At 66.8% G+C, this 24,939-nt stretch carries 29 protein-coding genes and 1 tRNA gene; 12 read left to right on the plus strand and 18 right to left on the minus strand.

Annotation, left to right across the window (positions count from 1 at the left end):
• Window positions 1-7 precede the first annotated feature (7 nt).
• Window positions 8-799: a class I SAM-dependent methyltransferase gene (locus tag A0O31_RS04420; protein ID WP_071676840.1), complete on the minus strand. Its 792-nt coding sequence runs from the start codon at window positions 797-799 to the stop codon at window positions 8-10.
• 34 nt (window positions 800-833) lie between these two features.
• Between A0O31_RS04420 and A0O31_RS04425 the strand changes: the two genes are divergently transcribed.
• From A0O31_RS04425 to A0O31_RS04435, 3 genes are read left to right on the plus strand one after another with little or no spacing between them, the layout of a single operon-like run.
• Window positions 834-1,880, plus strand: a complete 1,047-nt coding sequence (locus A0O31_RS04425) for a glucose-1-phosphate thymidylyltransferase (RefSeq protein ID WP_071676841.1) — start codon at window positions 834-836, stop codon at window positions 1,878-1,880.
• Window positions 1,881-2,765, plus strand: coding sequence for a biotin--[acetyl-CoA-carboxylase] ligase (locus tag A0O31_RS04430; RefSeq protein ID WP_071676842.1), 885 nt, complete (start codon window positions 1,881-1,883; stop codon window positions 2,763-2,765).
• 47 nt (window positions 2,766-2,812) lie between these two features.
• Window positions 2,813-3,238: a DUF2203 domain-containing protein gene (locus A0O31_RS04435; RefSeq protein ID WP_071676843.1), complete on the plus strand. Its 426-nt coding sequence runs from the start codon at window positions 2,813-2,815 to the stop codon at window positions 3,236-3,238.
• Here A0O31_RS04435 and A0O31_RS04440 read toward each other — a convergent pair.
• Both A0O31_RS04440 and A0O31_RS04445 read right to left on the minus strand, forming a co-directional pair.
• A complete protein-coding gene (locus A0O31_RS04440; RefSeq protein WP_071676844.1) occupies window positions 3,186-3,581 on the minus strand; it encodes a metallopeptidase family protein in 396 nt (131 codons plus the stop codon). The genes A0O31_RS04435 and A0O31_RS04440 overlap by 53 nt on opposite strands.
• On the minus strand, window positions 3,578-3,991 hold the full coding sequence (locus A0O31_RS04445) for a 23S rRNA (pseudouridine(1915)-N(3))-methyltransferase RlmH (protein WP_071676845.1): 414 nt from the start codon (window positions 3,989-3,991) through the stop codon (window positions 3,578-3,580). Before A0O31_RS04445 ends, A0O31_RS04440 begins: the two co-directional genes overlap by 4 nt.
• Window positions 3,992-4,119: 128 nt before the next feature.
• Between A0O31_RS04445 and A0O31_RS04450 the strand changes: the two genes are divergently transcribed.
• From A0O31_RS04450 to lpdA, 4 genes are read left to right on the plus strand one after another with little or no spacing between them, the layout of a single operon-like run.
• On the plus strand, window positions 4,120-5,223 hold the full coding sequence (locus tag A0O31_RS04450) for a thiamine pyrophosphate-dependent dehydrogenase E1 component subunit alpha (protein ID WP_071677917.1): 1,104 nt from the start codon (window positions 4,120-4,122) through the stop codon (window positions 5,221-5,223).
• An 8-nt stretch (window positions 5,224-5,231) separates the two neighbouring features.
• Complete coding sequence (locus A0O31_RS04455) at window positions 5,232-6,206, plus strand: alpha-ketoacid dehydrogenase subunit beta (RefSeq protein WP_071676846.1); 975 nt, start codon at window positions 5,232-5,234, stop codon at window positions 6,204-6,206.
• Window positions 6,207-6,214: 8 nt separating this feature from the next.
• Window positions 6,215-7,579: a dihydrolipoamide acetyltransferase family protein gene (locus tag A0O31_RS04460; protein ID WP_071676847.1), complete on the plus strand. Its 1,365-nt coding sequence runs from the start codon at window positions 6,215-6,217 to the stop codon at window positions 7,577-7,579.
• A gap of 9 nt (window positions 7,580-7,588) precedes the next feature.
• Window positions 7,589-8,974: a dihydrolipoyl dehydrogenase gene (gene lpdA / locus A0O31_RS04465; protein WP_071676848.1), complete on the plus strand. Its 1,386-nt coding sequence runs from the start codon at window positions 7,589-7,591 to the stop codon at window positions 8,972-8,974.
• Here lpdA and A0O31_RS04470 read toward each other — a convergent pair.
• From A0O31_RS04470 to A0O31_RS04490, 5 genes are all read right to left on the minus strand, one after another.
• Complete coding sequence (locus A0O31_RS04470; protein ID WP_071676849.1) at window positions 8,971-9,243, minus strand: AzlD domain-containing protein; 273 nt, start codon at window positions 9,241-9,243, stop codon at window positions 8,971-8,973. The genes lpdA and A0O31_RS04470 overlap by 4 nt on opposite strands.
• Window positions 9,240-9,890 (minus strand): AzlC family ABC transporter permease, encoded by a 651-nt coding sequence (locus A0O31_RS04475; protein ID WP_071676850.1) that lies wholly within the window; start codon window positions 9,888-9,890, stop codon window positions 9,240-9,242. The genes A0O31_RS04470 and A0O31_RS04475 overlap by 4 nt, the downstream gene beginning before the upstream one ends.
• Complete coding sequence (locus A0O31_RS04480) at window positions 9,887-11,602, minus strand: helix-turn-helix domain-containing protein (RefSeq protein ID WP_071676851.1); 1,716 nt, start codon at window positions 11,600-11,602, stop codon at window positions 9,887-9,889. The genes A0O31_RS04475 and A0O31_RS04480 overlap by 4 nt, the downstream gene beginning before the upstream one ends.
• A gap of 161 nt (window positions 11,603-11,763) precedes the next feature.
• On the minus strand, window positions 11,764-12,201 hold the full coding sequence (locus A0O31_RS04485) for a PIN domain-containing protein (RefSeq protein ID WP_014628921.1): 438 nt from the start codon (window positions 12,199-12,201) through the stop codon (window positions 11,764-11,766).
• On the minus strand, window positions 12,173-12,418 hold the full coding sequence (locus tag A0O31_RS04490) for an AbrB/MazE/SpoVT family DNA-binding domain-containing protein (protein ID WP_008630541.1): 246 nt from the start codon (window positions 12,416-12,418) through the stop codon (window positions 12,173-12,175). Before A0O31_RS04490 ends, A0O31_RS04485 begins: the two co-directional genes overlap by 29 nt.
• Window positions 12,419-12,619: 201 nt before the next feature.
• Here A0O31_RS04490 and A0O31_RS04495 point away from each other — a divergent pair, with 201 nt between their 5' ends.
• The 4 genes from A0O31_RS04495 to A0O31_RS04515 all read left to right on the plus strand — a co-directional run bounded on the left by A0O31_RS04495 (window position 12,620) and on the right by A0O31_RS04515 (window position 17,738).
• The gene (locus tag A0O31_RS04495; RefSeq protein WP_071676852.1) at window positions 12,620-13,654 is read left to right on the plus strand and encodes a phosphoadenosine phosphosulfate reductase domain-containing protein; all 1,035 of its coding nucleotides are present in this window, start codon (window positions 12,620-12,622) and stop codon (window positions 13,652-13,654) included.
• 643 nt (window positions 13,655-14,297) lie between these two features.
• Window positions 14,298-15,389 carry an IS4 family transposase gene (locus A0O31_RS04505; protein ID WP_014514485.1) on the plus strand — a complete coding sequence of 364 codons (1,092 nt, stop codon included), beginning with the start codon at window positions 14,298-14,300 and terminating at the stop codon, window positions 15,387-15,389.
• A gap of 152 nt (window positions 15,390-15,541) precedes the next feature.
• The gene (locus tag A0O31_RS04510) at window positions 15,542-15,976 is read left to right on the plus strand and encodes a hypothetical protein (RefSeq protein ID WP_237259028.1); all 435 of its coding nucleotides are present in this window, start codon (window positions 15,542-15,544) and stop codon (window positions 15,974-15,976) included.
• A 1-nt stretch (window position 15,977) separates the two neighbouring features.
• Complete coding sequence (locus A0O31_RS04515) at window positions 15,978-17,738, plus strand: ATP-binding protein (protein ID WP_028494718.1); 1,761 nt, start codon at window positions 15,978-15,980, stop codon at window positions 17,736-17,738.
• A 105-nt stretch (window positions 17,739-17,843) separates the two neighbouring features.
• Here A0O31_RS04515 and A0O31_RS04520 read toward each other — a convergent pair whose 3' ends face one another.
• Genes A0O31_RS04520 through A0O31_RS04540 form a run of 5 tightly spaced genes read right to left on the minus strand, consistent with a single transcriptional unit; the run spans window position 17,844 to window position 21,571 of the window.
• Entirely contained in the window at window positions 17,844-18,713 is an 870-nt protein-coding gene (locus tag A0O31_RS04520; protein WP_008630530.1) for an NAD(P)-dependent oxidoreductase, read from the minus strand.
• Between the two features lie 9 nt (window positions 18,714-18,722).
• On the minus strand, window positions 18,723-19,082 hold the full coding sequence (locus tag A0O31_RS04525) for a DUF3054 domain-containing protein (protein WP_028494719.1): 360 nt from the start codon (window positions 19,080-19,082) through the stop codon (window positions 18,723-18,725).
• Window positions 19,079-20,050: a lipoyl synthase gene (gene lipA / locus A0O31_RS04530; protein ID WP_071676853.1), complete on the minus strand. Its 972-nt coding sequence runs from the start codon at window positions 20,048-20,050 to the stop codon at window positions 19,079-19,081. Before lipA ends, A0O31_RS04525 begins: the two co-directional genes overlap by 4 nt.
• Window positions 20,034-20,699 carry a lipoyl(octanoyl) transferase LipB gene (gene lipB / locus A0O31_RS04535; protein ID WP_152024396.1) on the minus strand — a complete coding sequence of 222 codons (666 nt, stop codon included), beginning with the start codon at window positions 20,697-20,699 and terminating at the stop codon, window positions 20,034-20,036. Before lipB ends, lipA begins: the two co-directional genes overlap by 17 nt.
• Window positions 20,700-20,749: 50 nt before the next feature.
• Window positions 20,750-21,571, minus strand: a complete 822-nt coding sequence (locus tag A0O31_RS04540; protein WP_071676854.1) for an SDR family NAD(P)-dependent oxidoreductase — start codon at window positions 21,569-21,571, stop codon at window positions 20,750-20,752.
• A gap of 28 nt (window positions 21,572-21,599) precedes the next feature.
• Here A0O31_RS04540 and A0O31_RS04545 point away from each other — a divergent pair, with 28 nt between their 5' ends.
• Window positions 21,600-22,856 carry an alpha-hydroxy-acid oxidizing protein gene (locus A0O31_RS04545; protein ID WP_071676855.1) on the plus strand — a complete coding sequence of 419 codons (1,257 nt, stop codon included), beginning with the start codon at window positions 21,600-21,602 and terminating at the stop codon, window positions 22,854-22,856.
• A gap of 43 nt (window positions 22,857-22,899) precedes the next feature.
• Here A0O31_RS04545 and rplI read toward each other — a convergent pair whose 3' ends face one another.
• The 5 genes from rplI to A0O31_RS04570 all read right to left on the minus strand — a co-directional run bounded on the left by rplI (window position 22,900) and on the right by A0O31_RS04570 (window position 24,907).
• Window positions 22,900-23,343: a 50S ribosomal protein L9 gene (rplI, locus tag A0O31_RS04550; RefSeq protein WP_071676856.1), complete on the minus strand. Its 444-nt coding sequence runs from the start codon at window positions 23,341-23,343 to the stop codon at window positions 22,900-22,902.
• Between the two features lie 9 nt (window positions 23,344-23,352).
• Window positions 23,353-23,622: a 30S ribosomal protein S18 gene (gene rpsR, locus A0O31_RS04555; RefSeq protein ID WP_071676857.1), complete on the minus strand. Its 270-nt coding sequence runs from the start codon at window positions 23,620-23,622 to the stop codon at window positions 23,353-23,355.
• The gene (locus A0O31_RS04560) at window positions 23,619-24,419 is read right to left on the minus strand and encodes a single-stranded DNA-binding protein (RefSeq protein WP_071676858.1); all 801 of its coding nucleotides are present in this window, start codon (window positions 24,417-24,419) and stop codon (window positions 23,619-23,621) included. Before A0O31_RS04560 ends, rpsR begins: the two co-directional genes overlap by 4 nt.
• A gap of 9 nt (window positions 24,420-24,428) precedes the next feature.
• On the minus strand, window positions 24,429-24,734 hold the full coding sequence (gene rpsF / locus A0O31_RS04565; RefSeq protein WP_071676859.1) for a 30S ribosomal protein S6: 306 nt from the start codon (window positions 24,732-24,734) through the stop codon (window positions 24,429-24,431).
• Window positions 24,735-24,831: 97 nt separating this feature from the next.
• A tRNA-Asn gene (locus A0O31_RS04570) sits at window positions 24,832-24,907 on the minus strand.
• Window positions 24,908-24,939: the final 32 nt, after the last annotated feature.

Raw genomic sequence — 24,939 nt, forward strand, 5'->3', positions numbered from 1 at the left:
AGGATACCTAGCCGAGGCGGGTCACCCGCAGGAAAAAGCGCTTTTCCACAGGGAAGGTGCGGTCCAGGCTGCCCCACTCCGCCTCAGCCCAGGCCTTGAGCCTGGAGACTACCCGGGCATGCACCGCCTCGGGCACGGCCTGGGTGAAGGAGTAAAGCCGCTCCTCCAGGGCCTCCAAGGCCTCCCGCAGCGTGCGCTCCTCCCGCCAGGCCACCACCTGCCGGGATTTGGGCTTCAGGCCTAGGCGCTTTAGGGCCTCCTCCACCTCGGCAAGGCGCCTTTGGTGCAGGCCCCTCTCCACCCGTACGCCCTCTTCCGCCACCAGGGCCCGCCAGCGCTCCTGGAGGGCGCACTCCGCTTCCGCCTCCACCTGGTCCCAGCCCTCGAGAAGGGCTCCCCCCGGCTTCAGCACCCTTAGGGCCTCCGCCAGGGCCTTGGGCCAGTCGGGGAGGAGGTGCCAAAGGTGGACCACGATGACCCCGTGGACGCTCTCCTCCGGCAGGGGAATGGCCCGGGCGTCCGCCTGAAGGAGCCGCACCTTGCGCATGACCCCCGCCGCCTTCTGGCGGAAGACCTCCAGCATGGCGGGGTTCACGTCCAAAGCGATGTAGGGAAAGCCCCGGGCGATGAGGGGCAGGGCGATGCGCCCCGTGCCCACCCCGAGCTCCAGCAGGACGGGCTCCTCCCCCCGGCCGGAAACGGCGCTGGCCATGGCGGTAGCGATGCGGCCCGCCACCTCGGGCGGGTAGGCCCTGAGCCGGTCGTAGGCGTAGGCCACCCGGGTAAGGGCGCTGGACATGTCCCCCTTTATTGTACGGGGTATACTTCGGCCCATGAAGGGGCTTATCCTGGCCGCTGGGCGGGGCACGAGGCTCCGCCCCCTCACCCACACCCGCCCGAAACCCGTGATCCGGGTGGCTGGCCGGCCCATCATCCACTACGCCGTGGAGAACCTAAGGGAGGCGGGCATAGGGGAGATCGGGGTGGTGGTCTCCCCGGAAACGGAGAAGGACATCCGCGAGGCCCTTGCGGGCTACGGGGTGCGCTACGTGCTCCAAGAGGAGCCCCAAGGCCTGGCCCACGCCGTGGCCGTGGCCCGGGAGTTCCTGGGGGATAGCCCTTTCGTCCTCTACCTGGGGGATAACCTTTTCCAAAAGGGCATCCGCCCCTTTGTGGCGGCCTTCCGGGATGGGGTGAGCGCCGTCATCGCCCTGGTGCGGGTGGAGGACCCGAGGCAGTTCGGCGTGGCGGTGCTAGAGGGAGAGCGCATCGTAAGGCTACTGGAAAAGCCCCAAAACCCGCCCTCGGACCTGGCGGTGGCCGGGGTCTACGTCTTCGCCCCCGAGGTCCTCGAGGTCATCCAGGACCTCAAGCCCTCCGCCCGGGGGGAGTACGAGATCACGGACGCCATCCAGGGCCTCATTGACCGGGGCAGGGAGGTGGTGGGGGTGGAGGTCTCGGGCTGGTGGAAGGACACGGGCCGCCCCAAGGACCTCCTGGACGCCAACCGCCTCCTTTTGGAGGAGCTTTCCCCGAGGGTGGAGGGGGAGGTGGAGGGGAGCGAGCTCACGGGCCGGGTGGTGGTGGAGAAGGGGGCGAGGGTGGTCCGGAGCACCGTCATCGGCCCCGCCTTTATCGGGGAAGGGGCGGTGGTGGAGGAGGCCTACGTGGGGCCCTTCACCTCCTTGGGGCCGGGGGCACGGGTGGTGCGCTCGGAGGTGGAGTACTCCATCCTCGAGGACCACGCCGCCCTAGAGGACGTGGCCCTGCGCCTCCAGGAGAGCATCCTGGGCGTGGGGGCGAGGGTGCAAAGCCGCAACGGGCTTCCCCGGGCCCACCGCCTGATCCTCGGGGACCTCTCCCAGGTGGAACTGGCCTAGATGCCGGCGCTCCTTTCCCTTCTCACGGAGGAGTTCCAAAGCGGCGAGGCCTTGGCCCGGCGCCTCGGGGTGAGCCGGGCCGCCATCTCCAAGGAGGCCAAACGCCTCCGGGAAGAGGGCTTCCCCGTGGAGGTCTCCCGCCAAGGCTACCGCATCCTCCCCGGCACCCCCCTCCCCCACCTCTTCCGCCCCCCAGGGAGGCTGGGGAAGCCCTACCGCTACCTGGGCCGGGTGGGGAGCACCCAGGACGTCCTCCGGGCCTGGGCCGAGGCGGGGGCCCCCGAGGGGGCCCTGGTCCTGGCCGAAGTCCAGGAAAGGGGGAGGGGGCGCCGGGGCCGCGCGTGGGAAAGCCGCCCCGGGGCAAGCCTCACCTTCTCCCTCCTCCTAAGGCCCCACCTCCCCCTCCCCGCCCTGGGGCTCCTCCCCCTCCTGGCGGGCCTCGCCCTCGTTGAGGCGGTGGGGGTGGGAGGGCTTAAGTGGCCCAACGACCTCCTGAGCCCCGATGGCCGCAAGCTGGCCGGGGTGCTCCTCGAGGCCAGGGCGGAGGGGGAGGAGGTGGTCTACGCCCTCTTGGGCGTGGGGGTGAACGTGGCCTGGGCCCCGGAAGGGGCGGCCTTCTTAGAGGAGTTCCTCCCCCTTTCCCGGCGGGAGGTGCTGGAGAGGTTCTTAGCCCGCCTGGAGGCCCTCCTCCCCCTCTTGGAAGACCCAGAGGCCTTCCTCCCCCGCTACGCCCAGGCCTCCTACACCCTGGGCCGCCGGGTGCGGGTGGAAACCCCCAAGGGCCCCGTGGAAGGCGTGGCGGAGGCCGTCCTCCCCGACGGGAGCCTCCTCGTGGGGGGGGTGCGGGTAGGGGCGGGGGAGGTGGCCCTCCTAGGCCTTGAGTGAGCCACGCTTAGATTTTCCTCATTCTTTGTGCTAGGATGAGGGCAGGTATGTTCGCCCGCATCTTCACCAAGGAAGAGGCGGACGCCCTCCTGCCGGAGATCCGCCGGGTCCTGGCCCAGATGCGCAAGGCCCGGACGGAGCTCCAGGAGGTGCAGGGCCGGCTTCCCGAGGCCCGAGGGCTCACGCGCAGGACCCTGGAGGAGGAGGCCCGCTTCCTCCTAGGCTCCTTGGAGGCGGATGCCCGCTACCTGGCCTCCTTAGGGGTCCTCCTCAAGGACCTGGACCGGGGCCTGGTGGACTTCCCTGCCCGGGTAGGGGGGGAGGTGGTCTTCCTCTGCTGGCAAGAAGGGGAGCCGGAGGTGGCCCACTACCATCCCCTCTCCGGGGGCTTCGCCGAGCGACGCCCCTTGGGGAAGGCCTCTAGCCTCCCCCCTCCGGAGGCCCGCCCCGGCGAAAGGCGTCCAGGCGCCTAAGGTCCTCCCGGACCAGGTCGTCCCGCCCCGCCAGGGACTCCAGGTGGTGGCGGAGCTCGTGGAGGAGGGTTTCCCACACCTCCCCTTCCCAGTCAAACCCGGGCCCCGCCACCGCCCGGAAGGAGCCGTGGTAAAGGGCAATGTGCCGCCCGAGGCCCTCAAAGCCTCCCAGGGCGCTTGGGGGGCCTGGGTCCAGGTACTCCCCAAGCCGCCACACCCCGGGAAGCCCGGATTCGGGCTTGGCCTCGGGGAGGACGTGCACCCCCTGTAGCCCCCGCTTGAACTCGGGCGGGATCTCCTCCCAAAGCCTCTCCACAAGCCGCACGAAGGCCTCGTAGGTCATGGCCGGTGGTAGGGGTGGCCCGCCCTCAGGGTGAGGACCCTATAAAGCTGCTCCATCAGGACCAAAAGGGCGAGCTCGTGCTGGAGGGTAAGGGGGGAAAGGGATAGGAGGAGGTCCCCCGCCTTGCGCACCGCCTCGCTATGCCCCTCGGCCCCGCCCAGAAGGAAGGCCACCCTTTCCCCTTCCCAACCCTGCAAAAGCCTTAGGAAGCCCTCCGTGGTGAGGAGCTTCCCCTTCTCGTCCAGAACCACCTTGCGGTGCCCCTCCGCCTTGGCGAGAAGGTCCTCCTCGCCCTTGACGAAGAGGACCTCGAGGGGGGCATACCGGCCAATCCGCTTAGCGTACTCCTCCACCCCAAGCCGGGCATAGGCGAGCCTGGGCTTGCCCACCGCCACCACCCGCAAGCGCACACCCCCATCCTACCGGGGTATACTTGGGGCGAAGGGAAAGTGGGGCCAAGCCCACCCCCGAAAAGGAGGCCCAAGCCCTTACCCAGGGCGGGCTTCCCGGCGCCACAAGCGCCCAAAAGGAGGGTGCCATGGTAAAGGAAACCCGCAGGTTTCAGCCCTTCACCCAAGAGCCCATAAGGCTTTTGGGGGAGAAGGGGGAATGGCTAGGGGAGTTTCCCCTAGACCTCGGCGAGGAAAAGCTCCGCCGGCTCTACCGGGACATGCTGGCGGCGAGGATGCTGGACGAGCGGTACACCATCCTCATCCGCACGGGCAAGACCAGCTTCATCGCCCCCGCCGCCGGCCACGAGGCGGCCCAGGTGGCCATCGCCCACGCCATCCGCCCCGGCTTTGACTGGGTCTTCCCCTACTACCGCGACCACGGCCTGGCCCTGGCCCTGGGCATCCCCCTAAGGGAGCTCTTCGGCCAGATGCTCGCCACCCAGGCTGACCCCAACAAGGGCCGCCAGATGCCCGAGCACCCGGGCTCCAAGGCCCTCCACTACTTCACCGTGGCGAGCCCCATCGCCTCCCACGTGCCCCCCGCCGTGGGAGCCGCCATCAGCATGAAGCTCCTGGGGACGGGCCAGGTGGCCGTCTGCACCTTTGGGGATGGGGCCACCAGCGAGGGGGACTGGTACGCCGGCATCAACTTCGCCGCCGTGCAGGGGGCGCCCGCCGTCTTCATCGCCGAGAACAACTTCTACGCCATCAGCGTGGACTACGCCCGCCAGACCCATAGCCCCACCCTGGCGGAAAAAGCCCACGCCTTCGGCATCCCCGGCTACCTGGTGGACGGGATGGACGTCCTCGCCAGCTACTACGTGGTGAAAGAGGCGGTGGAGCGGGCCCGCCTGGGGGAAGGCCCAAGCCTTGTGGAGCTTCGGGTCTATCGCTATGGCCCCCACTCCTCCGCCGACGACGATAGCCGCTACCGGCCCAAGGAAGAGGTGGAGGCCTGGCGGAAGCGGGACCCCATCCTGCGCTTCCAGCGCTTCCTCGAGGCCCAAGGCCTTTGGAACCTGGCGTGGGAGGAGGACCTGAGGGCAGAGATCCGCGCCGAGCTGGAGCGGGGCCTCAAGGAGGCGGAAGAGGCCGGCCCCGTGCCCCCCGAGTGGATGTTTGACGACGTCTACGCCGAAAAGCCCTGGCACCTCCTGCGCCAGGAAGCCCTCCTCAAGGAAGAGCTCTAGGAGGCGGCATGGCCCTCATGACCATGGTACAGGCCCTGAACCGGGCCCTGGACGAGGAAATGGCCAAGGACCCCCGGGTGGTGGTCCTGGGGGAGGACGTGGGGAAAAGGGGCGGGGTCTTTTTGGTCACGGAAGGGCTTTTGCAGAAATACGGCCCCGACCGGGTCATGGACACCCCCCTTTCCGAGGCGGCCATCGTGGGAGCCGCCTTGGGTATGGCCGCCCACGGCCTAAGGCCCGTGGCGGAGATCCAGTTCGCCGACTACATCTTCCCCGGCTTTGACCAGCTGGTGAGCCAGGTGGCCAAGCTCCGCTACCGCTCCGGGGGGCAGTTCACCGCTCCCCTGGTGATCCGCATGCCCTCTGGGGGCGGGGTGAAGGGCGGGCACCACCACTCCCAAAGCCCCGAGGCCCACTTCGTCCACACCGCCGGGCTCAAGGTGGTGGCCGTCTCCACCCCCTATGACGCCAAGGGCCTCCTCAAGGCCGCCATCCGCGACGAGGACCCCGTGGTCTTCCTGGAGCCCAAGAGGCTCTACCGCTCGGTGAAGGAGGAGGTGCCCGAGGAGGACTACACCCTCCCCATCGGGAAAGCGGCCCTAAGGCGCGAGGGGAAGGACCTCACCCTCATCGGCTACGGCACCGTGATGCCCGAGGTGCTGCAGGCGGCGGAAGAGCTCGCCAAGGCGGGGGTTTCCGCCGAGGTGTTGGACCTCCGTGCCCTCATGCCCTGGGACTACGAGGCGGTGATGAACTCCGTGGCCAAGACGGGGAGGGTGGTCCTGGTCTCCGACGCGCCCAGGCACGCCAGCTTCGTGAGCGAGGTGGCCGCCACCATCGCCGAGGACATCCTGGACATGCTCCTCGCCCCTCCCATCCGGGTCACGGGGTTTGACACCCCTTACCCCTACGCCCAGGACAAGCTCTATCTGCCCACCGTCACCCGCATCCTCAACGCCGCCAAGCGGGCGCTAGACTACTGAGGAGACCTATGCCCAAAGAAATCCTTATGCCCGAACTGGCCGAAAGCGTGGTGGAAGGGGAGATCCTGAAGTGGCTGGTGGAGGAAGGGGACTACCTCAAGAAGGACCAGCCCTTCGTGGAGGTGATGACGGACAAGGTCACCGTGGAGCTCCCTTCCCCCTACGAGGGGGTCCTCCTGAAGAAGCTCGCCAAGGAGGGAGAGGTGGTGAAGGTCCACGCCCCCATCGCCCTCATCGCCGAGCCCGGGGAGAGGACGGCCAAGGAACCCCCTCCCGTGCAGGCGGCGGAGGAACGCTCCATCGTGGAGCCGGGCCTTCCCCCCAAGGAGGAGAAGGAGGACCTCTCCCTCTTCAAGCCGGACACCACCCAGGTGGCGGTGAAAAACCCTTTCCTTGAAAGCCAAAGGGAGGAAGCCCCCACCCCAGGCCCAAGGGGCCGGGTCCTGGCGGTGCCCGCCGCCCGCAAGCTTGCCCGGGAGCTGGGCATCCCCATTGAGGAGGTGCCGGGCTCGGGGCCCTTGGGCCGGGTGCGGGTGGAGGACGTGCGGGCCTACGCCGAAAGGCGCAAGGTCCCTGCCCCAGCCCCCCAGGAAGCGGCCCCCGGGGAAGCCCCCTCCCCCACCCCCTTCCCCCCACCCCCCCGCTACACCCCGCCCAAGGGCTACGAGCACCTGGAAGAGCGCGTGCCCCTTAGGGGGGTGCGCCGGGCCATCGCCCAGGGGCTATGGCAGAGCCACCTCTACACCGTGCGCACCCTGAACGTGGACGAGGCGGACCTCACGGAGCTGGTGGCCCTCCGGGAACGGCTTAAGCCCGAGGCGGAAGCCCAGGGGGTCAAGCTCACCTACCTCCCCTTCATCGTCAAGGCGGTGGTCCGGGCCCTGAAGAAATACCCCATGCTCAACGCCAGCCTGGACGAGGAGCGGCAGGAAATCGTCTACAAGCGCTACTACCACATCGGCCTGGCGGTGGCCACGGAGAGGGGGCTTATCGTCCCCGTGGTGCGGGACGCCGACCGGAAGAGCGTCCTGGAGCTGGCCCAGGAGATCGCCGAGCTTTCCGACAAGGCCCGGGAAGGGCGCCTAAGCCCGGAGGAGGTTACGGGCTCATGTTTTACCATCACCAACATCGGCTCCGTGGGGGCCACTTTAAGCTTCCCCATCATCCACCTGCCCGATGCCGCCATCCTGGGGGTGCACTCCATCCGCAAGCGGCCCTGGGTCATGCCGGACGGCTCCATCCAGGCGCGGGACATCATGTTCCTCTCCCTCTCCTTTGACCACCGCCTGGTGGACGGGGCCGAGGCGGCCCTCTTCACCCGGGAGGTGATCCGGCTTTTGGAAAACCCCGACCTCCTCCTTCTGGAAATGTAGGATAGCGCCATGAAGACCTACGACCTCATCGTCATCGGCACGGGGCCTGGGGGCTACCACGCCGCCATCCGGGGAGCGCAGCTAGGGCTAAAGGTTTTGGCGGTGGAGGCCGCCGAGGTGGGGGGGGTGTGCCTGAACGTGGGTTGCATCCCCACCAAAGCCCTCCTCCACGCCGCCGAAACCCTGCACCACCTGAAGGTAGGGGAGGGGTTCGGCCTAAAGGCCGCCCCCGAGCTGGACCTCAAGAAGCTTGGGGCCTGGCGGGAAAGCGTGGTGAAGAAGCTCACCGGCGGGGTGGCAAGCCTCCTCAAGGGGAACAAGGTGGAGCTGGTGCGGGGCTTCGCCCGCCTCACGGGACCCAAGGAGATAGAGGTCAACGGCGAGCGCTACGGCGCCCAAAGCCTCATCCTGGCCACGGGGAGCGAGCCCGCAAGCCTCCCCGGTTTTCCCTTTGGGGAAGACGTCTGGGACTCCACCCGGGCCCTAAGGGTGGAGGAGGGTATCCCTGGGCGCCTCCTCGTCATCGGGGGCGGGGCGGTGGGGCTGGAGCTCGGCCAGGTCTACCACCGCCTGGGGGCCCAGGTGACCCTCATTGAGTACATGCCGGAAATCCTCCCCGCCGGCGACCCGGAAACGGCCGCCCTCCTCCGCCGGGCCCTGGAAAAGGAGGGCCTAAGGGTGCGCACCGGCACCAAGGCCGTGGGGTACGAGAAGAAAAAGGATGGCCTCCACGTCCTCCTGGAGCCCGCCCAAGGGGGTAAGCAGGAGGAGGTGGTGGTGGACAAGATCCTGGTGGCCGTGGGGCGCAAGCCCCGCACGGAGGGCCTGGGCCTGGAAAGGGCGGGCGTGGCCCTGGACGCCAAGGGCTTCGTCAAGGTGAACGCCCGGATGGAAACCACCGTACCCGGGGTCTACGCCATCGGGGACGTGGCCCGCCCTCCCCTCCTCGCCCACAAGGCCATGAAGGAGGGCCTGGTGGCGGCGGAAAACGCCGCCAGCAAGGACAGCGCCTTTGACTATCAGGTGCCGAGCGTGGTCTACACCTCCCCCGAGTGGGCCGGGGTAGGCCTCACCGAGGAAGAGGCCAGGAAGGCAGGCTACAAGGTGAAGGTGGGGAAGTTTCCCTTCTCCGCCAGCGGCCGGGCCCTCACCCTAGGCGGGGCCGAGGGGATGGTGAAGGTGGTGGGGGATGCCGAGACCGACCTTCTCCTCGGGGTCTTCATCGTGGGCCCCCAGGCGGGGGAGCTCATCGCCGAGGCCACCTTGGCCCTGGAGATGGCGGCCACGGTTTCCGACCTCGCCCTCACCGTCCACCCCCACCCCACCCTCTCGGAAAGCCTCATGGAGGCGGCGGAGGCCTTCCACAAGCAGGCCATCCACATCCTGAACCGCTAGAGAAGGCCCAGAAGCCCGTAAAGCCCCGCCCCCAGGAAGACGGCAAGGCCCAGATTTCCCGTGAGGCGCGCCCCAATGTAGGTGCCGAGAAGGGCCAAGAGGGCGCGGAGCCACTCGGGAGAGGGGGGCGGGCCGAAGGCGGAAACCAGAAAGAGGGCCACCACCAAGGCGGGCCCCGCCTGGCCCGCCCTTAGGCCTTTTTCCGCCCGCCAGGGCAGGAACCGGAGGAGAAAGGTGCCCAGGGCCAGAAGGAGAAGGGCCAAGGTCATGGACGCCTCCTTTCGCCAAATCCCTCTCCAAGGAGCCCGGTGACCCCTGCCAGGAAGAGGCCCCAGGCCGTCTGGCCCAGGAGGTGGAAGCCCAGGGCCACCCCGCCCGCCAGCAGGGCCACGGGGTTCTTCAGGTTGGGCAGGGCCAGGAGGAAGAAAAGGGCGGGAAGGGCGAAGGAAAGGGCCTCCCCCAAACCCGGAAAGGCCAAGAGCCCCTGGGCCCCCAAAACCCCGAGGGCGGTGCCCAGGTTCCAGGAGAGGTAGGCCCCGAGGCCCAAGCCCAGGAAGTAGCCCCGCCTTTCCCCTGGGGGAAGGCCCGGGAGGGCCCTCAAAGCCACGGCGAAGACCTCATCGGTGAGAAAGAAGGCCTCTAGGGGACCTCCCCTCAGGTAGGGCCTCAGGGCGGGGCCGTAGAAGGCGTGGCGCAGGTTGAGGAGAAGCCCCAAAAGGGCCGCCAACAAGGGCGGGACCCCCTGGGCCAAAAGCCCCACCAGGGCGAACTGGCTGGCCCCGGCGAAGACCAGGAGAGAGGTGAGCTGGATCCAAAGGGGGCTGAGCCCCGCCTGCGCCCCCAAAGCGCCGAAGGCCACGGCCACGGGGAAATACCCCAAGGCGATGGGCCAAGCTGCCCGTAGCCCCCGCTTCATTTGGGCCTCCTCAGGAGGAAGAGGTGGGTGCCCCCGTCCCAAGAACCGCGGCCATGGGTGGCAAACAAACGGTGGTGGTGCTCCAGCTCAAAGCCCACGGCAAAGGCCAGCTCCAAAAAACGGCGGGGATAGGTCTTGGTCTCCACCTCGTAGTCCAGCCCGGCCAGAAGGGCCTGGAGCTCCAGCCGCGCAAAGGTAGCGAAGGCATCGGAACGCGTTTCAAGGTCTTGCAGAGCCTCCTCGGCCAAGGCCCTAAGGCCTCGGGACTTTCCTTGCAAGGCTAGCAGGCGTAAAGCCCAAAGGGCCTCCGTTTCCTCCAAGGGAAAGGGGAGCAGGTAGGCCGTGTGGTGAAGCACCAGGTTCCGGGCCCGCTCCTCTCGGGTGGTGAAGGGACGCAAAAACTCGTCCGCCACCGCCAAAAGGCCCCCAGGGCGCAGAAGCCGGTAAGCCTTCTCTAAGAAGCGCCACGTGGACATGTGGTGGCTGGCCCCCACGCAGACGATCAAGGGAAAGGTTTCCTCCGAATCCAAAAGGGTGAAATCCTCAGGCAACACCTCCACGCCTGGGATCAACTGGGCCAGGGCTTGCCTCGAGGCCGGACTGGGTTCCACCGCCACCGGCTCCAAATGGGGCAACAGCTCCAAGAGCAGGAGAAGGTGATGCCCAGGCCCCGTGCCCACGTCCAAAAACCTTTCCTTCTCCAGGCCCACGGCCTGCAACCCATAGGCCAGAAAAAGGGGCTGCCTGGCGTAGCCGGGATGGAGGAGTTCCACCCGGGCGTAGAGGTCCACCGAGATGCGACTTTCCCAATCCTCTTCCTTTGAAGAGCCCACAGGAGACCGCGCGGTTTGGACGAGAAGGGGGGCCGGGTCGGCCACTTCCCCCTTAAGGAGCAACCCCTCCCAAGCCAGGGTGCGTAGGAGGAGGCTGGGGCTTTGCCCATGGGACCTCAGATCTTCTTTAGGGGCATGGAGGAGGGCCAAGGCCTCGCCCAAAAGCCCCTGGGCCTCGAGGCGGGGTAAGGGGGCCAAAGGGAGGCTAAAGAGGTAGGTGCGGTTTGCGCCCCAACGAACAAAAACCCCTTCCTGGAACCCCGGCGCAAGCCAGCGGCCTTCCAAGGCCAGACCCCCCACCCCTAGGCTCACCTCCCGCAGGGCCAAGGAGGCCTTCTCCGGGCTACCGGCCTCCCCTTGCGGCCGGGGAGGCAGTGGGTAGTGCAGGAAAACCAGAAGGCTCGCCCCCTCCTCGCTGGCGTACACATGGGGTTCATCCCCAGCGAACTCCACCTCTTCCCCCGGCCCCACCTCCCTGCCTGGAGGCGGTCCCACCCTGGCCTTCCCCCTTAGGCCGATGACCCGCTCACGAAGCCCCCGCTCGTGCGCCTCCGCCCAACGCACAGAACAGGGGGAGAGGTCCATACGGTACACCTCCAGCGGCTCACCCGACCGCCCTCGGGTTCGTTCAATAAGTTGAACCGTAACGCCCTCATCGCCTACAGGGCGGGCTTGGACCAACTCACCAAAGGGCACCTCCAGGGCCTGGGCCAAGGCCCAAAGGGTGGCCAAGGTGGGGTTGGCGCGTCCCGCTTCCAAGGCGTGAAGAAGCGATTTCGCCACCCCGGCTTTGGCCGCCAAGCCAGACAGGGTCAGCCCCTTGGCCTGGCGCAACCGGCGGAGGTTTTGCCCCACTTCGTAGAACAGATCGTTCTTCATACAGAACACCTTAGGGGGACGTCCCCCAAAGGTCAACCCTTCCCCTTCTCCCAGGGAGAAGGGGCCCCCAACCTGGTTTTCCGGCGAATCTAAGGCGGGGTATAGGGCCGACCCAGCGGACCTGAGGAGAGAACCCGGGGTCTTTTCCCCGTACAGCGCATTTAACCTGAGGGGCGGAAGCTCCGGATGAAGTCGCCGGGGGTGAGGACCCTTAGGGGGAGATCCTGGCGGGCCATCAAGGGACCGAAGTGGCGGGTATCCCCGGTGAGGAGAACAGAAGCCCCTGCGGCCACGGCGGCGGCGAGGACGGGAAGGTCTTTTTCGGGCACCAGGCCCTCCATCCAAGCTTCCCCATTGGCTTCCGGCACCAAGCGCACCACCTTGAGCCGGTCCTTGAGCCCTCTAAGGGCTTGGGGTCGTTTGCGCGCGAGGTTTTCCCGGGCCTCCAGCAAGCAGTAGGGGCTTGTGGCCAGCCGGTACCTTCCCTTCCTGGCCCCCAGCCAGATCGCCTCAAACACCTCCCCCCCGAGGCTTGCCGAGAAAAGGACGTTGGCGTCCAAAAAGACCAACTCAGAGGCCCCAGGCCCGGCGGAAGGCATCCAGCTCCTCCGGGGTAGCCTGGGCGTTTTCGGCGAACTCCCGGATGCGCTCCTCCGTGTAGAGCTCCACGGGCAACACCACCGCAGGCTCCAAGACAACCCGGCCCGCTTCCACCCGGACCACCAAGGTGTCCCCCGGCTTCAAGCCCAAGGCCCGGCGTACCTCCGCAGGGAGGGTGATCTGGCCCCGTTTGGAGAGGGAGGTAAGCGCCTTCATGTTTTCAGTATATCCGAAGACCGGAAATACAGAAGACCCCTCACAATAGCTCCCCGAGGGCCGAGACGTCTTTGCAGGGTATTGATGAACCAATTCCCCACCATTAGCATTGCGCCATGAGGCGAACCGAGCACACTCCTTTGCTGGAACACACGCCCAAGGCGGGATGGGCAAAGTTCTGGATGCTTAAAGGAGGAGGCGATGCAGGTTTCCCTTGAAGCGCTGGCCGCGGGGATAGGGGAACCCTTTGGGTCTTTCGACCTCAAAGAGGCCACAGACCTGGCCGAGCGCGCCCTCGAGGCCGCCCTCGCCCAGGGGGCCGAGGCCTTCGTCCTCACCTACTCGGGGGGCAAGGACTCCACCGCCACCACCGTCCTCACCCTGGAGTGGTGGAAGCGCAAGGGGAAGCCCGTGGAGATCCACGTGGTCTACGCCGACACGGGGCTGGAGATCCCCACCCTCCACGCCCAGGCCCTGGCCTTCCTGGAGGCGGTGAAGAGGCTCCACCCCGGGGTCCACGTTCACACCGCCCGCCCCCGCCCCGAGGAGAGCTTCTGGGTCCAAATCATCGGCAAGGGCTACCCCCCGCCCCACAACCGCTTCCGCTGGTGCACCCGCAGGTTGAAGATCGCCCCCATGGACCGCCTGGTCCAGAGCCTTCCCGGGAAGAAGGCCATCCTCACGGGGGTGCGCTTCGGGGAGTCGGACGCCCGGGACCAGAGGCTCATCCTCTCTTGCTCCCGGGGCGGGGAGTGCGGCCAGGGGGTGCTCTTCCAGGAGGCCAAGCGCCTGAATGCCCTCTACGTGGCCCCCATCGCCTTCTGGCGGGAGTGCTTCGTGTGGGACTACCTGAACTTCGTGGCCCCCTCCCTGGGCTACCCCACGGAGGGCCTGGAGGCGGTCTACGGGGGCCGGGACACCCGCTTCGGGTGCTGGACCTGCACCGTGGTGCGGCGGGACAAGGCCATGGCGCGGGCCCTGGAGAACGGCCACGCCCACCTCCTCCCCCTCTACGAGTTCCGGGAGTGGCTTTGGGCGTGGACCCGGGATCCCCGGACCCGGGAGAAGCGGAAGGACGGCAAGCCCGGGAGGCTCACCCTGGAGGCCAGGCGGGAGGTGTACCGGAGGTTGAAGGAGGTGGAGGCGAAGCTCGGGATGGAGTTCCTCACTTCCGAGGAGGAGGCGCTCATTCAGAAGCTGTGGCGTTCCGGGAGGTACAATGGAAAACGCAGGTGAACTCCTATGCCGTATGCGGGAGAAGGAAGCAACCCCCTTGGCCTCAAGGACTTCCTTGACGATCTCAGGCTAGACCACTACCAGGATCTCCTGCGCGAGCTAGACGAGCTTTACCAAAAACTCAAGCAGGAGCGCCAAGTGCCCTTGCACGGGGACGGGGAGGCCTACCCTCTCCTCACCCTCACCGTGGACGGAGGCGAGGGACGCGCCTTCGAAGAGCTTCCGCTCCTCTCCTTCGGCCTCGTGCGCGTTGCCGCAGTGGGGGTGAAGGGTTTCCGCCTACCCTCCATCGCCCACCTCCTCCCTGGGTATGAAGTCCTACGGGATCCCAAGGGCTACCTGGAAGGTCTCCTCGAGCGCTCCGAAGAAAGCCCCGCCGCTGATGCTTTGAAGACCTTCTTCCGGGCCACAGGCATCTCCCTGGAGGATCTGGGAGAATACTACACCAAGGACCTCAGGGCCTTCATGGGGATCTTCCGGGACGTCCTGGAGTGGGCCTACCTGGTTTGGGGGGTGGAGAAGGTCTTGCAGGAAAGTTACAAAGACTACCTTTTCACTCAGTACACGTCAAAACGTGGGACCACCCCTTTAGGATGGACCTGCGCCCACGTGGATGGGCAGGTACCCATAGGAGGTGGTCCCCATGGAACAGCTTACCCCACTCATCAACGCCTTGAAGCGATACTGGAAGGCCGACCTCAGGCGCCTCACCTTCCTGGCCGCCCTGGTGATGGCTCTGGTCACCGCCCGCACCACAAGCGGCCCCAGACTCGCTCTTTCCCTCGGCTCCATAGCCAGCCCTGACCCCCGCTCCGCCTACCGAAGGTTCCAGCGGTTCTTGGCCTGGCCGGGGCTGGACGGGGAGGGCTATGCCCGCTTCATCTTCGCCCTCCTCCGACCCCAAGGGCTCCTCCTGGTCATGGACCGGACCGAGTGGGAGCTGGGGAAGAGCAAGGTCAACCTCCTGATGCTGGCCTTCCTGTACCAAGGCCTGGCCGTCCCCCTGTTCTGGAGCTTCCTTCCCCACGACGGCAACTCCTCCACCCCCGAACGCATCGCCCTGATGGAGAGGGCCTTGGCTTTCCTGAGGGCCCACTTCCCCCACCTCCGGGTGGAGGGGTTCCTGGCGGATCGGGAGTTCATAGGGGAGGCGTGGTTCCGGTACCTGGAGGAGAAGGGCATCCCCCGGTGCATCCGAATCAAGGCCAACACCCGGATGTGGCGGTTGGGCTCGGGCCCTCGGGCCTGGGAGCTCTTTGCCTCCCTGAAGGTGGGAGAGAGCCGGGTGCCCAGGCGGCGGTACTGGGTCTACGGGCGGCGCATGTGGGTGGTGGGGTTGCGCCTTGGGGTCCGGGAGTGGCTGATTGTGGCTACGGACCTGGACCCTCACCGGGTGCTGGAGGTGTACGGGCTCAGGTGGGGGATAGAGCGGCTCTTTGGGGCCCTGAAGGGGCGGGGATTTGACCTGGAGGCCACGCACGTGACGCGGGGGGAGAGGCTTTCGCGGCTTTTGGTCCCCTTGAGCCTGGCCTTCGTGTGGGCGTTTCGGACGGGGCTTGTGCTGCACCGGGTGCGTCCGGTGAGGCCCAAGAAGCACGGGAGGCTGGGACAGAGCCTCTTCCGGGCGGGGCTGGACCTGCTCACCCTTTGGGCGCTTGCCCTCTGGGGTGCAGGGGGAGGAAGGCGTGGAAGTCCCTTGGGGTTATGCCCTATGGAGGTTTTGACGTGTACATAGACCTTTTCATCAAAGACGGGCGCCTTGCGCAATTGGGCGTCAGAGAGAGTTTCCGCTCTAAACTACAGAACTACTTCGCAAGGAAGCACCTCCTTCTTGCTGGGGTCACCAAACGCTCCCGCCTCCTCGCTGAAGGCCTCACCTCCTTGGTGATGGCGAGGCTTTTCGCCGAAGCCAGGGGAACCTTCGTGCTCCAGGTCCCCCAGGAACTCATGGAGAAGGCTTACCGCTACGAGCGCCAGTGGAACGCCGACCTCGAGGGAGCCTTCGTCATGGGCAGGCGTTACGTGGCGCGCCTCCTTGAGGACACCTTTAGACCTCAGGAGGGTGTGGCCATCTTTGATCTCCCCCCCTACTTGGGGGAGGAGGATGCCGTTAAGGTAGCCCGAAGCCTAAGGGCACACCGTAGCGTCCTCTATGGGGGGAGTGTGGGAACGGTGGTAGAGGCCCACGGGAGGGCCTCCGTGGCCAGGTCCATCCCTCGCAGGATGGAGGAGGAGATCCTCGCTCGGTTCAGAAAGGCCTTTGGCGAAGATCTCGCCAAGAAGCTCACTGAATGGCTCAGGCTGGCAGACAGGGAGGACTGAGATGGCCGAAAGCCCCATCGGCGTGGTGGTGTCTTCCAGGCGGAACGGCCCTTGGGCGGAGCTCACCTTAGTGCTCACCCCCCAGGAGCTGGACCAAGGCAAGCGCCTCCTCCTAGGCGAACTCGTTCGCGTTTCTTCTGGCGGGAAAGACTACGTGGGCATGGTTTTAGACGGCTACTACGAGCCCGTGGGGCGTAGCGACCCCACCTATACCCTCGCTCTGGCCCACATCAATCAGGTGGACCTGGAGAAGGAGGACCCTTGGGCGCGAAAGGAAGTCAACTTCTACCACCACCGGATCGTCCTCCTAGGGAGGGTCGTGCAGGGAGGGCTCTTCGCCCCCTCCACCCGCCTGCTCCCCCCCGTGGTGGAGGCTCGGGTCTACCGCATGACGGAGGAGGAACTCCAAAGGTTGCTCGCCGCCGAGGTCAGAACCTCAGGGAGCGTTAAGGCCGAGGGGAAGAGGAGGTACGCCTTCGGCCACCTGGCCTACGGCCTAGAAGAAGGCGGGGAGTATCCAGAGGTGGTGAAGGAGGTGGACCCCGCCCTCTTCGTGGGCAGAAGGACGGCCAACTTCGGCAAGACGGGCTTCGGGAAGAGCAACGAGAACAAGGTCATCCTCACCCTTTTGGCCCACGCCTTTCCCCGGGTGGGGATGTTGATCCTGGACCAGAACGCCGAGTACCTCCTCCAGACGGAGGCCACCACCTCCCCGGGCCTCGCCCAGGCCTTCAAGGCGCTGGGGATTCGGGGCCGGATCCGCTTCTACACCGCCAGGGAGGAGGCCTGGGCGAGGAGGTTGAAGGAACACCTGGGGACGGAGTGGAGGGAGTACGTGGAGGTCTTGCCCCTTAAAGTGGACTTCTACCACTTCCCCGAGCTGGCCGTGGCCCTCGCCTACCAGAGGCGTCGCCTCCAGGGGGCAGAGCCTCCCCAGTACCTGGAGAACGCCTTTTACAACCTCGAGGACTGGAAGCATATCCCCGACCGCATGGCCTACGTCTACGGGGCGCTTCGGAAAGCGGGCCTCACCCCTCGCAAGGGCCTCAAAATAAAGTACAAGAACGAAAACTACGACATATCCGAAGAGAAGTCTTGGGGCAACCTCCAAGAGGCCATGGAGAACAACAGCCAGCGAGGGGACAATAAGGGAGGGGCGAGGGAGCTCTACAGCCGGGCCAAGGTCTTCTCTTTCCTCCGCGCTTTCCACGCGCCTGGAAAGGAGGCGAACTTCCTCGAAACTATCAAAGAGGATCTCCTCGGGGAGAAAACCGAGGGAGAAGGTAAGGTGGTCATCCTCGACCTTCCTTCCCTGGGCGAGGCCGCCGACTTCTTCACCTTGCGCCTCATGGACCTCCTTTTCGACAGGGCCGTAGAACTCTACGGCAAGCGCCAGGCCAACTTCCTCGTGGTCCTGGAAGAGGCCCACAACTTCCTGGAGGACAAGGCAGGGATCTTCTACCGCGTGGCCAAGGAGGGGAGGAAGTACGGCATAGGAATGCTGTACTCCACTCAGTCCCCCGCCAGCATCCCCATGGAGATACTCTCCCAGACGGAAAACTTTCTGGTGAAGCACCTCTCCAGCGAGGAGGACGTGAAAGTCCTCAAGAGGGCTAAAGCTCCTTTTGCCTTTGTGGCCGACTTTCTCCTCTCTGAGCCCATAATAGGCTACTCCTATGTTTACTTCGAGCCTTATCAGCCTTTCGTGGTCCCACTGCGGGTCAAACTCTTGGAGCATGTCCTCAAAAGCCTCGACTCGTGACGAATACCCTTTTCCCCTGTTTCGTTTGCTCGCCTACCACCGGAAGTCTCCGCTAAGGCTTTTCCCCAGGACCCCCGTGCGGGCTTGCGCCGGTATGGGGTGGTATCAGCGGATCTCCACCCCGCCCCAGCGCTCCAAAAGCCTCAGGGCCTCCACGTGGTCCGCATCCGGGCCCAGCTCCCGCTTGGCCATCTCGTAGACCTCCCGGGCGAGGCGGAGGAGGGGGCTTGGGGCCTTCTCCCCGTCCAAAACCCCCATGGCGATCCCCAGGTCCTTCACCAATAGCCCCAAGGCGAAGGTCTTGGGGAAGGCCCGGGTGAGGACCCTTTGGGGAATGAGGTTCTCCGTGGCGTTGGAGCGGCCCGAGGAGGCGTTGATGACCTCGAGGGCCTTCTCCGCGGAAACCCCCTGCTTCACCAGGGCCAAAAGCCCCTCCCCCGCCGCCCAGAGGTTCACGGCGAGGAGGGCGTTGTTGATAGCCTTCACCGCATGCCCCGCCCCCACGGGGCCCACGTGCACCACTTTGCCGGCGTAGGCCAAATACGGCCTGACCCATTCCACCGCCTCCTCCGGCCCCCCCATCATCACCGTGAGGGTGCCCCTTTGGGCCCCCAGGGTACCGCCGGATACCGGGGCGTCCAGGTAGGTCACCCCCTTTTCCAGAAGGCGCTCCGCCAGAAGGCGGCTTGCCTCGGGCTCGCCGCTGGTGGCGTCCACCCAGTAGGTGCCCTCCCTGAGGTAGGGGTAGAGGGCCTCGGCCACCTCGTAGACCTCCCGGGTGGTGGGAAGGCAGGTGAAGATCACCCGGGCCTCGGCCACCCTCTCCAAGGGCACGGCCTCGGAGCCGAACTCCTCCTGGTGCCTCAGGGCCTTTTCAAAGGTGCGGTTCCAGACCAGGGTGGGGAAACGCCGCGCCAGGTGCCCCGCCATGGGGTAGCCCATGGCCCCAAGACCGATGAAGGCCACCTTTTCCATGGCTTTTTTTTACCAGAGGCGAAGCCCCTTGGCGAGGCCCCTTAGGAGAAGGAGGAAAAGGAGGCTGAACCCCATGGCCACGCCCAAGAAGACGAAGAACCCCACCCCGAAAGCCCCGCCCAAGACCATCTGCCTCAGCCATAGCCCCGCGGGGAAGGCGAAGAGCCAGGTGAGGAGGAGGTTTTTCCAGGTGGGCCTCCTGTAGGTGCCGAGGAAGGGAGCAAGGAGGAGCCAGACGAAGAGGACGGGGAGGACGTTCCGGGCGAGGCCTCCCAAGGAGAGGGGAAGCCCGTGGGAAAGGAGGCCCACCCCGGCGAAGAGGAGGAGGGCGAGGAGGTCCAGGAGGAAAAGGGCCGTCTTTCGGCTCATCTTTGGGTGGCCTCCAGGAAGACCCGGTCCGCCCGGTAGGAACTCCGCACCAAAGGCCCGGAGAAGACCTCCTTGAAGCCCAGCTCGTACCCCCAGGCCTCGTACTTCTTAAAGTCCTCCGGGGGCACGTAGCGCTCCACGGGCAGGTGGGCCGGGGTGGGCCTCAGGTACTGGCCCAGGGTGAGGATGTCCACCCCCGCCGCCCGGAGGTCGCGCATGGCCTCCAGGATCTCCTCCTCCCTTTCCCCCAGGCCCAGCATCAGGCTGGACTTGGTGAGGACCTCGGGCCTATACCGCTTGGCGTGGGCCAGCACCTTCAGGGTTTGCTCGTAGCCCGCCCGGGGGTCCCGCACCTTGGGGGTAAGGCGGCGCACCGTTTCCAGGTTCTGGGCGTAGACCTCAGGGCCCGCATCCAAAACCGTTTCCACCGCCTTCAGGTCCCCTTGGAAGTCGGGGGTGAGGGCCTCCACCAGGACCCCAGGCGCCCTCTCCTTGATGGCCCGGATGGTGGCGGCAAAGTGGGAGGCCCCGCCATCGGGCAGGTCGTCCCGGTCCACGCTGGTGAGGACCACGTAGCGGATGCCGAGCCGGGCGATGGCCTCCGCCACCCTTATGGGCTCCTCGGGGTCCACCAGGCCCCTGGGGTTCCCCGTGTGCACGGCGCAGAACTTGCAGGCCCGGGTGCAGATATCCCCCAGGATCATCACCGTGAGGGTGCCGTGGGTCCAGCACTCCCCCACGTTGGGGCATAGGGCCTCCTGGCACACGGTGTGAAGCCTCAGCTCCTCCACCGTGCGCTTCAGGGCTTGGTACTTGGCCCCCGTGGGCAAGGTGGCGCGAAGCCAAGCGGGCTTGTTCCGGTCCACGGGCTCGGGCCGGGCCTGGGCCAGGCCCCGCTTCACCACCTTGAGCTCCACCACCTCCCCCGAGGGGGCCAAAAGCTCCACCACCTCAAACTTCGGCTTCATGATGTGTTTTCCCCTCCCACCTGGGCGCCAAGCCGAACACCTCGGCGAAGGCCTCCACCACCTTGGCCTTGGCCTCCTCCATGGGGACCTTCCGGCCCAAAAGCCTTTCCAAGGAGGTGACCCCTTTGCCCTTCAGGCCGCACGGGATGATGACGCTAAAGTCGTTGAGGTCCGTGGAGACGTTGAGGGCGAAGCCGTGGAAGCTCACCCCCTCCTTCACCGCCACCCCGATGGCGCAAAGCTTCTCCTCCCCCACCCAGACCCCGGCGTACCCGGGGGTGGGGTAGGCCGCGATGCCGTAGGCCCGGGCCACCCGGACGATAGCCTCCTCAATCTGCCGCAGGAAGCGGCGCACCTCCCGCCCCACGGGGAAGATGGGGTAGCCCACCAGCTGCCCAGGGCCGTGGTAGGTCACGTCCCCGCCCCGCTCCACCCAGTAGAGGGCGAAACCGTTTTCCCGGTACCACGCCTCGGGAAAGAGGAGGTTCTCCCCCGTGGCCTTGCGGCCCAAGGTGATGACCCGGGGGTGCTCCAGGAGGAGGAGGGTGGGGGGACGCTTGCCCTCCACCACCTCCCGGTGCACCGCCTTCTGGTAGGCCCAGGCCTCCCCGTAAGGCACCAGGCCGAGGTCTTCCACCCGGAACTCCACGTCCCTAAGGATACCCCCGAAGCCCCCAAGGGCCCAAGGCCCAGGGCACACTACGAGAGGAAGCGGGCGATGAGGCGGTCCCGCCAGGGGGCAGGAAGGAGCCTCAAAAGAAGGGTTTCCCGGATGCGGGCCGGGTGGGCCACCAGGTAGCGGGCCTTGGGGTTTTCGCTTTCCAGGGCCTTAAGCACAGCCTCCGCTACCCGCTCGGGGGGAAGGCCCCTTTGGGCGTTCCTTTCCGCTAGCCGCCGGGCTACCTCCAGATAGCGGCCATAAACCCCTTCGGTGCCCGGGGGAGGGGGTTCCAGGTAGGCCTCGGCCCGCTTTAGGGAGCGCTCCCAGATGGGGGTGGCCACGGAGCCGGGCTCAATGAGGGAAACCCGGACGCCAAAAGGGGAAAGCTCCACCCTGAGGGCGTCCGCCAGGGCCTCGAGGGCGAACTTGCTGGCGGCGTAGGGCCCCATGAGGGGCAGGGCCACCAGGCCCGAGACCGAGCCCATGAGGACCACCCGCCCCCGGCTTTGGCGCAAGGAGGGCAAAAAGGCCTTCACCGTGGCGAAGGCCCCGAGGACGTTCACCTCCAGAGCCTCGCGAAAAGCAGCCACGGGCACAAGCTCCAAGGGCCCAGCCACCGCCACGCCGGCGTTGGCCACGAGGCCATAGAGCCCCTCCTGCAAGGCCTCCCGGGCCCTCGCCAGGTCCTCCTCCCGGGTCACGTCCAGGAGAAGGGGGGTGATCCCCTCCGCCCTTAGGGCCTCCGCCTCCTCCTCCCGCCGCACCCCGCCGTAGACGCGATAGCCCCTTTGGCAAAGAAGCCTCGCCGTGGCCCGGCCGATGCCGCTTCCCGCCCCGGTGATGAGCACTTGCCTTTCCATTTGGACGGAGTATAATCCGGGCAAACCCATGTGGGGAAGAAGCGTGCAACAGGCCATCTACCTGCGGGGCTTCCTGGGGGAAAGGCCGCCTTTGCCCCTGCACCCCGAGGCCCTGGAGGAGGCGGCGAAAAAGCGCATGTCCCCCGAGGCCTTCGCCTACGTGGCGGGCGGGGCGGGCGCGGAGGCCACCATGGTGCAAAACCGAAAGGCCTTCACCGAGATCGCCCTCTGGCCCAGGATGCTCCGGGGGGTCCCGCCCCCGGACCTCAAAACCATCCTTTGGCACAAGACCTGGTCCGCCCCCCTCTTCCTCGCCCCCATCGGCGTTTTGGAACTCGCCCACCCCCAGGCGGAGCTGGCGGCGGCGCGGGCCGCGGCCCGGAGGGGAATCCCCCTCATGGTCTCCAACCAGGCCTCTTACCCCTTGGAGCAGGTGGTGGAGGCCGCCAAGGGGGTGAACCCGGAGGCCAGCGTCTTCTTCCAGCTCTACCACTCCACGGACGCCCGCGTGGTGGAAAGCTTCCTCCGGCGGGCGGAGCAAGCAGGGTGCGCCGGGGTGGTCCTCACCGTGGACACGGTGCAGCTCGGCTGGCGCCCTAGGGACCTCGCCCTAGGCCACCTCCCCTTCCTCAAGGGGCAGGGCCTGGCCATCTACCTCACCGACCCCGCCTTCCTAAGGGCCTTGGAAGAACCCCTGGAGGGGCCTGCCCTGCGCCCCAGGCCCACCTTGGCCCTCCTCAAGAACCTCCTCGCCCTCCGGCGGACGGGGAGGCGCTTCGGCCTAAGCCTCACCCAGATGCAAAAGGCGGTGCGCCGCTTCGTGGCCACCTACTCCTTCCCCGAGCTCTCCTGGGAGGAGGTGCGCCGGGTGCGGGAGGCCACTTCCCTTCCCCTCCTCCTCAAGGGCCTCCTCCACCCCGAGGACGTGGCCAAGGCGGTGGCCCTCGGGGTGGACGGGGTCTACGTCTCAAACCACGGAGGGCGGCAGGTGGACGGGAGCATAGCCGCCCTAAAGGCCCTTCCCCTGGCGGTGGAAGCGGCCGAGGGCAAGGTCCCCGTTCTGATGGATAGCGGCGTCCGCACCGGGGCGGACGCGGTCAAAGCCCTGGCCCTGGGGGCCAAGGCGGTGGGGCTGGGGCGGCCCTACGTCTACGCCCTGGCCCTGAAGGGGGAGGAAGGGGTGGGGGCCCTCTTGGACCACTTCCTGGCGGAGGTGGAGCTCACCTTGGCCCTCGTGGGGGTGGCCCGCCTCGAGGAGCTCGGCCCAGCCTGGCTGCAAAGCTAAAGGGCGGGGCTTCCCCCGCCCTGCGGCCTGCCGGGCTTCGCCCCTACTGGGCCACCACGCTCACCTTGAGCTGGATGGGCACCTCGGGGTGGGGCTTGTAGGTGAGGACATACTCCCCGAGTTCCTTGATGGGCCGCTCCAGGGCGAGGCGCTTGGGGTCAATGGTGATGCCGTGCTGGCGGGCCAGGGCCTCGGCGATGTCCTTGGCGGTCACGGAGCCGTAGATCTTGTTCTCCCCCGCCCGCACCAGGATGGTGAGGGTGAGGTTTTCCAGGATCTCCTTAAGCCGCTCCGCTTCCGCCTTGCGCTCCGCCAGGCGCTTGGCCTGGGCGCGGATCTTGGCCTCCAGGGCCTTCAGGTTGCTCTCCGTGGCCAAGACCGCCAGGCCCCGGGGAAGGAGGTAGTTCTTGGCGTAGCCGGGCTTGACGTTCACCACCTGGCCCACGTCGCCCAGGTTCTCCAGGGGTTCCAGCAGGATGACCTTCATCTCCACCCCCTACTTGCGCACCAGCTTCTCCGTGAAGGGAAGAAGCCCCAGGATCCTGGCCCGCTTGATGGTCTTGGCCAGGATCCGCTGCTCCTTGGCGGAAAGCCCCGTGCGGCGGCGGGGAAGGATCTTCCCCGTCTCCGACAGGAACCGCTTCAAAACCTCCACGTTCCGGTAGTCCTTCAGGTCAAACTCTCCCAGGGTGGCCTTCACCTTGGCCTTCCGGGAGGGGCGCCGCTGCGCCTCCTTCTTGGTGGGTTTAGCGGTTTTCGTGCTCAAAACGGCAGATCCTCCTCCGGCGGGAAGTCCTCGAGTCCCTCGTCAATGTCCACCCCACCCGTCTGGACCGGTTGGGGCCTGCTTCCGCCGGTCTGGGCAGGCCCACGGGTGGGTCGCTCCAAGCGGAGGGCTTCCACGCGGGTCTGGAAGCGCCTTTCCCCGCTGGAGCTCGTCCAGGAGTCGTTCACCAAACGTCCGATCACCAAAAGCCCGTCGCCCTTCCTGAGCTCCCCGGCCCACTCGGCCAGTTCGCGCCAGGCCTGAACCTCTATGAAATGGGTTTTTTCCTCCTCGGCCCCCGGCCCCCGGCGGCGCTCGTTCACCGCCAGGCCCAGCCGGGCCACCGCCGTCCCCTGGGGGGTGTAGCGGAGCTCGGCGTCGCGGGTGAGGTTGCCCATGAGGACCACCTGGTTCAGGGCGTGGCGGAGGCGGGGCTGGCTCTTGGCGTCCTCCTGGGTTTCCCGCCCGCGGGCGTCTAAGGGGTCAATGAAGTCGGCCCGCACCTGGAGCTCGCTCCGCTTCTCCCCGTCCCGCTCCCACTGGCGGTATTCCAGCCTTCCCTCCACGAAGAGGAGCTGGCCCTTCTCCAAAACATCCCCCCACATCTCCGCCTGGCGGCCCAGAAGCCGCACCCGGTGGTACCAGGGGAGTTCCCGCTCCTGGCCGGACTCGTCCCAAAGGGTGTCCTGCCCGGCCAGGTTGAGCTCCAGGATGGCGAGCCCCCCCGGGGTGTAGCGCATGTCGGGCCGGGAGGTGAGGGAGCCGATGAGGTATACGCGGTTCAGGCCTCTTGCCATGTCAAAAGTTTACGCCTTGCTAAGGAGGGGCTCCTGGGCCTTGACCACCATGACCCGGCGCACGTTGTCGCGGATGCGGAGCTCCCGGGCCAGGTCGTTCACCCGGTCCTCGGGCATCTCCACCTGGTAGAAGAGGAAATACCCTTGGGGGTCCTTGGCGATGGGGTAGGCCAGGCGCCGCACCCCCCACTCTTCCACCTTCAGCACCTGGGCCCCGTAGGCCTCGAGGGCCTTCCCGATGATCTCCTTCTCCAGGGCGAGCTGGCTTTGCTCCAGGCTGGGGTTAAGGATGATGTTCACCTCGTACCTGCGCATCTTCACCTCCTCTCCGGGCCCGGCAGGCCGCACGAGGAAAGATTATACCCTTTCCCCTCCCCCAATAAAAGACCCAGGGGGCCCTTAGGCCCCCATCTGGCTCCGCGGGCAGGACTCGAACCTGCGACCAACCGGTTAACAGCCGGCCGCTCTACCAGCTGAGCTACCGCGGACCGACCGCAGGATGCACTATACCAAGAGGCGG

The sequence above is a fragment of the Thermus brockianus genome (assembly GCF_001880325.1).
In the GTDB taxonomy this organism is placed as follows: Bacteria; Deinococcota; Deinococci; order Deinococcales; family Thermaceae; genus Thermus; species Thermus brockianus.